The sequence below is a fragment of the Methylosinus sp. sav-2 genome (assembly GCF_004366495.1).
GTDB lineage: Bacteria > Pseudomonadota > Alphaproteobacteria > Rhizobiales > Beijerinckiaceae > Methylosinus.
Genome location: NZ_SOEJ01000015.1, coordinates 76,753 through 82,752 on the forward strand (window position 1 = coordinate 76,753; position 6,000 = coordinate 82,752).

The following is a 6,000-nucleotide window of genomic DNA, read 5'->3' on the forward strand; positions in this document are numbered from 1 at the left end:
AGAGTTCCGATAGCGGAACTGTTCGAGCCGAGAATCAGATCGTCCTCTCAATGAACTGACGCGGTTGTGTCTTCAGCCTCGGCCGGACGGTTGCTGGTCGTGATCTCGGGAGAAACGAAAGATTGGTTTTGACCACGCGCGCGCATGGTGTGCGCGACGCTCTCGCCGTTCTGAGGCGCGCGGTCAATTCACGTCGGAGTCCTCCCGCGTCCCTGAACGAACTGGGTTTGAGAGACCGCTTCGTGACCGATCTGCATTTCCTCGTGCTAGCCAGCTTCTTAAAATATAATTTAATAAACATTCCAACTTAACATGCCGCTACGAGGCTAAATTCGTGTAAGCTGCGTTTGCTAGCATCACAAACGGTTCACAAATGCAAGCATTGCAACTATGCTTGCATAACAAGCCGATATTACGAGCGCGTGTTGTGTATATAAATCACACTATATATGGTTACGCAGATATCATGCCATTATATTGTATATGCGCGGACAAAACACCATAGGATGGCGACGTCATGGTAAACATCATCCTCGCGCTTGCAATCGCTTTTTCGACGACGGGCGGACAATATGCTCGGGCCGCTTGCCATCCACATCAGCGCTCTCGGCATCAGAAATGGATCCGGTTGCTCCGTGACGACGAACGCTCCGCTCATGCCGCCCAGCCCTCCGAGGTCGTAAACGAGCATATCCCTGGCGCTGGCGAGATCTTGGACAATGGCGGGGGCCGCTCAGAAGGCCAAGGACTGTCTATTCCTTGAGGCTCGCCTTACTTTTCGGAACAGATTTGCGCTGACGGGTCCGCAATTTTTCGGTCGCGAAAAGAACGCGAGCCATTCTCCCGTTTCACCCGAAACGGGAGAATGCCGCGACGCGACGTCAGAGGTGATAATTCAGCCCGGCCCGAAGAACGTTCCCATTGATAGGAGCCTTCCAGGCGACGCTCGAGAGCCCCGCTTTATCGGCATAATACAGAGGGCCGATATTGGCGGTGTTCGCCGTTCCGAGATCGTAACGCAGATATTCCGTCTTGACGCTCCAAGAGGGGCTGAGCATCCATTCAAATCCGGCGCCGGCCGTCCATCCCAAACGCATGTCGACATAACCGACCAAGCCGTTGTTGCCGACGCCGAAGTTGAGAACCGGCGAACGGAGAGGACTGAAATAGCTCGGGTTGAGAACGGCTTCGCCGAACGCGAGGCCGCCCGTGCCATAGGCCAGAATGGTGGGCGTGACGAGATAGCCGAATCGGGCTCGGATCGTTCCGAGGTCATGCTGATTGCGTTGCGCCTGAAGGAAAGCCGCGTCGGCGCCCGATCCGCGCAACGAGTTGACGGTGCTGTTGCCGACCGTCAAGCCTTGCAGATCCACCTCGAACCCGACAAGCGTTTTGTCGCCCGGCTCGAGGTTATAACCGATCTGAACGCCGCCGATGAAGCCGTGACTGTCGAGATGGACATTGGGCGCCAGCGCGCCGGCCGCCGCCAGTGCGGCGAATCCGCCGGCGCCTCTATAAGTGAAGCTCGTCTCGGTGTCGCCGGCCCATGTGTAGCCGCCGTTCACACCGAGATAGAAGCCGCGCCAATCGGCGACAGGCGTGGCGGCGGCGGCGAGAGGACGCTTCAGCGCGCCGACCGGGGCGGCGGCGACAGTGGGTCCATGTTCACCGAGTTTCCAACGCATCGCCAGTGCGGCCTGCCAGGCGCGCGCCAGCTGAGGACCATTGAGATTCTGATAGATCGGGAGGCCGCCTTCGAGGCCGACGGAATAGCCCGGCGCCCCAAACAGCTTTCCATCGATATCGACCCCGCCGTAAATCTCGATCCTTTTGCCACCGTAATAATTCGGATTGGCGCTTTGGAGCTTTCCGCTCATCCAATAGTCTTTGCCGTCGATCGGGCTCTGAATGTTGAAATTCGCGCGCACGGTCGTCGTCAGGCCGGGGAGCCAGCTGTAGCCTCCCCAAATGTTCGCTTCCTGATAATGGCCCCACATATAGCCTTCATTATTGACCGCGAGGGGAAGGCGCGCGCGATATGAAGCGCCCCATGACCAGGGAGCGATCGCGCCGGCGTAGAGAACGCCCGGCAGAACATCGAATGTGCCGGTCCCCGATTGCATCCCATAGAACGCCCGACCGATGTTGTAGGTGCCGTCGGTCCTCGACACGACGCCGCCTTGGTTATAGGTGCTCGCGGTCGGGAACGACATTCCGAGATTGAGCTTGATCCGGTTGATCGGATCTTGATAGGCCCGCCAGACGACCGATGCGGTCATATCCTCGAGGCTATCCGTGCCGGGAAAGCTCATGCTGCGTGGCGTGACGCCGGACGCCCCGTCGAATGTCATCAGATGCGAGTGCTTCTCGACCATGCCGGCGGACAGCACGATCGAAAAATTCTTGGCGAAGCCATAGGCCAGGGTCACCGTCTGCGATTCGATGAACTGATATTGCGGGACGATGCGCAAGGTCGCGGCGAATGGATTCCAATACCAAGGAATCGTACCCGCGATATATTGCGAGGACACGCGTTTCGTGCCGATGAGCGAATTGGCGTTGGTGACGAACTTCGGAATGATCGAAAGCGTCACTCGACCGGGCTCCGGCAAATTGTCACCGAACACCCCGAGAGGCACAGGCGCCGAAGGCGCGTTTTCCGGTTCGGGCGCAGATCGAATTGCGGACTCTTGCCCGGCGTCGGCCGGTGTGGCTTGCGCGACCAACGCGCTCGCCGCGAGCGTGAGCAGCAGGGCGCTTTCATTTACGAGGTGGGAGCGGAATCTCGATCCATTTTTCATTTTCTCATCTCCGATCTAGCGGCGATGCGCCGATCGTTTGCCCGGCGATCCTCTGGGAGATTCCGACGAGCCTGCACGGCGCCATGCCGTAATATATTTCGTCACCATATCGACGAGAAGCCCGTTCTGCCGTTGAGAGCGCGACATCTGCGGATTTGTGACATGCAGTTGCAAATGTACAACAGGTATATATATTTCATCATTGCGCTTTTATTTTAGCCAATACGATATCTATATAAGCATTAATACGAACATTAGTGCGCACATACGCCATATCCCCAAATAGATACTATATATCTATTTGGGGATATGGCGTATGTGCGCGGTGGAAGCAACCGACCTACAGAGATTTGAACGTCATCCTACCTGCAGTCGCGTCTGCGATAACGATCCCTCGAAGATCGCTCGCTCGACGCTGACAATCGGGAAGCTACGTGTATCGCGGTCGACCTCTGCGCGAGCGCACCCACGATTTTCTAGCATAACCATGTATTGTAGCCTTGTGTCTAGTTATAACTGCGACAATTAGAGCGCAGCGTTACAGCATATAGCCCACGATTCCAGCCACAATAGATTCACAAGGCCATGAGCCGGCGCCACATTAAGTAGTGTATTACACAACGCGCTTCGCAAGCGTTATTAAAAAATAATTTAATATTTCTTCATTGGAGCGTCATTCGCTTGCCGTTAGTCCGGCGCCGGTTAAGTCGGGAGGTGCTCGGATGAAAAAAGTGATCAACACGGCAATGACAGTCGAATACTCGAGAAGCAGCAATGCTCGCCAGCGCCTCGCAAGAGATCCTCGCTCCGTCCTGCTGGCGGTATTGTTCACCTCGTGGAACTCTGTGGCTTCCGCCTCCGACACCGAAATGAGAGCGGAGATGGAAGCCTTGAAGGCGCAAGTCCGACGCCTTGAGCATCGCCTCGAATCGCAAACGAAAGATCGAAAAGGGACGAACCGCGAGGTGGAGCGCGTCACAAAGAGCGACGCGAGTTCTGCGAAATCGGATGCCTTATGGCCCGACGTGTTCCATTACAAGAATGTCACTCTCAAGCCCGGAGGCTTTTTCGAATTCGGCGCGGTGCATCGCGATCGATTTATGGGCGCAGACCTCGCGACGCCTTTCGGCAACATCCCTTACGCGAATAATCCGACCTCCCATGACGGCGAAACCAGATTCACGGCGCGCCGCAGCCGCTTCACTTTGCAAACCGACGCCAATCTCGACGACGAAACGCACGCGAGACTGTATTTCGCGGCCGACTTCCTCTCGGCGGCGCAAACTGCGAATCTCACGCAGAGCGACTCGTTCAATTTGCGCTTCCGTGAGCTCTACACGAGCCTGGACCGTTCCGATTACGGCCTCCACGTCTCCGCCGGTCAGATGTATTCTCTCGCATCGCTGAACTCCCGCGGCACAACTCCCGACGCATTTCTGGTTCCGCCGGTGATCGACGATCAGTATTTGCCCGGCTATACATGGTCCCGCCAGCCCGGCGTGCGCATCAGCAAAGATCTCCCATATGATCTGCAAATCGCCGTGGGCGCCGAGGCGGCTTACACGAACTTCGCGGCGCCGGGCATGAACTTTACCGGCACGGTGGCGCCCATTCCCGCAAATGGCGTGTCGCAAACGCTCCCGGGAACATATTATCCCGGCGCCTATTCCCAAAACCCGATCGGGGGGTCGCTCTATAACAGCCTCAATGCGGTCACCTTCAACCATGTTCCGGATCTGATGACGAAAGCGTCATGGGATCCGACGCTATTCGATCGTAAGATACACATCGAAGGCGGAGGCATGTTGCGAAACCTCAATGATCGCACCTTCGGCGGCAACCACGATGTTTGGGCGGGCAGCGGCTTCATCGGCGTGACGGTTCCGGTGATTCCGAAATTGGTCGATTTCCAATTGTCCGGCATCACGGGACGCGCCAACGGGCGTTACGGCTCGGCCTCGATCGCGGACGCCACTTTCGACTGGACGGGCGCGCCGCAACCCATTCACGAGCGTCAGCTGCTCGTCGGCGTGACGGTCCATCCGACTCCGAAAACAGATGTCTACGCCTTTGCGGGCGGTGAATTCGCCGGCGCCCAATATTCGACCGTCAGCCTGCCGAAAACGGCGTATCTCGCGGGCGGAGTCTATTCGTTCGGCTACGGAAATCCCGGCTTTGTGAACAGCGGCTGTAGCGTCGAGGGCTCTTACACCGGTGGTCCCTACGGGCTCATCGGCTCCTGCGTCGGACAGACCAAATCGCTACGCCAGCTGACAGGCGGCGTTTGGCATAATTTCTATGACGGCCCGGGCGGAAAAGTTCGCGTCGGCGCCCAATATTCCTACACGATCAAGGACTCGTTCATCGGCGTCGGAGGCGCGCCCAAGGCGACTGAGAATATGATCTTCCTGAGCCTCCGCTACATGCCGTTCAACTGAGAGCCCGCGTCCTCGCTCGCCCAGAGCCCCTGCCTCTCATGCAAAGCAATAAAACGTCACGTTCACACATAGGCAAAGGGGCCTCGGTTTGCGCACGCGGCGCGATCGACGAACCAACGCCGCCCGGTCACGACCGGGCGGCTGAAACTCTCCTCCGCTTTCCCAAACGCTGATTGAAAGCCTGTTCCTCGCCGCCAGTCTTATCCGCGGCCATTTCATCGCCGGCACGCGCTGCTCAACGCCTAATTGGCGACCGCGCTGTCAATCGGGCGTCAAAATTCTTATGACCGTTTCAAGCGCTATCTGCGATCCACCCCGTCTCCTATGAGGCGAGGGCGAACATGTTCGGCGAGGCAGACACGTTACGCCCGCGTGATTTCGACGGTCCAACCGTTTCTCATTCGCAGGTTGGACGCCGCATTTACGGAAGCCTTCGTCGTAGGGGAGCCTCGGTCTGACACGCGGAGTTCGGTCGCGCCGCTCATAATTTCGGCGGAGGATTCCTTGAACGGCGCCGAAGCCCTGGCCGCTGCCTCGATGTCGTTGTGTGCGCGTTACGCGTCACTGGTCTTCGGTTCGACTTGTTGCGTGGATCGCCCATAATGAAAGCCGACGAGCTCGCGCGCGATGGCGGTGATCGCCTTCTTGCCGCACGCCAGCAGCATTGTAAGCATCCGGCGTGGGCCGCAGGCGATGGGCTGAAGCGTCAGGCGCCAGCGCGCGACTTCAGGTCTTTGTGGATTTCGATGAGCTCGACGAGA

At 57.7% G+C, this 6,000-nt stretch carries 2 protein-coding genes; one reads left to right on the forward strand and one right to left on the reverse strand.

Annotated features, from left to right (window positions below; genetic code table 11):
• Positions 1-881: 881 nt before the first annotated feature.
• Entirely contained in the window at positions 882-2,594 is a 1,713-nt protein-coding gene (locus EDE12_RS18460; protein ID WP_166671892.1) for an outer membrane beta-barrel protein, read from the reverse strand.
• An 872-nt stretch (positions 2,595-3,466) separates the two neighbouring features.
• Here EDE12_RS18460 and EDE12_RS18465 point away from each other — a divergent pair.
• Positions 3,467-5,239: a hypothetical protein gene (locus EDE12_RS18465; protein ID WP_157198928.1), complete on the forward strand. Its 1,773-nt coding sequence runs from the start codon at positions 3,467-3,469 to the stop codon at positions 5,237-5,239.
• The last annotated feature ends 761 nt before the right edge of the window (positions 5,240-6,000 follow it).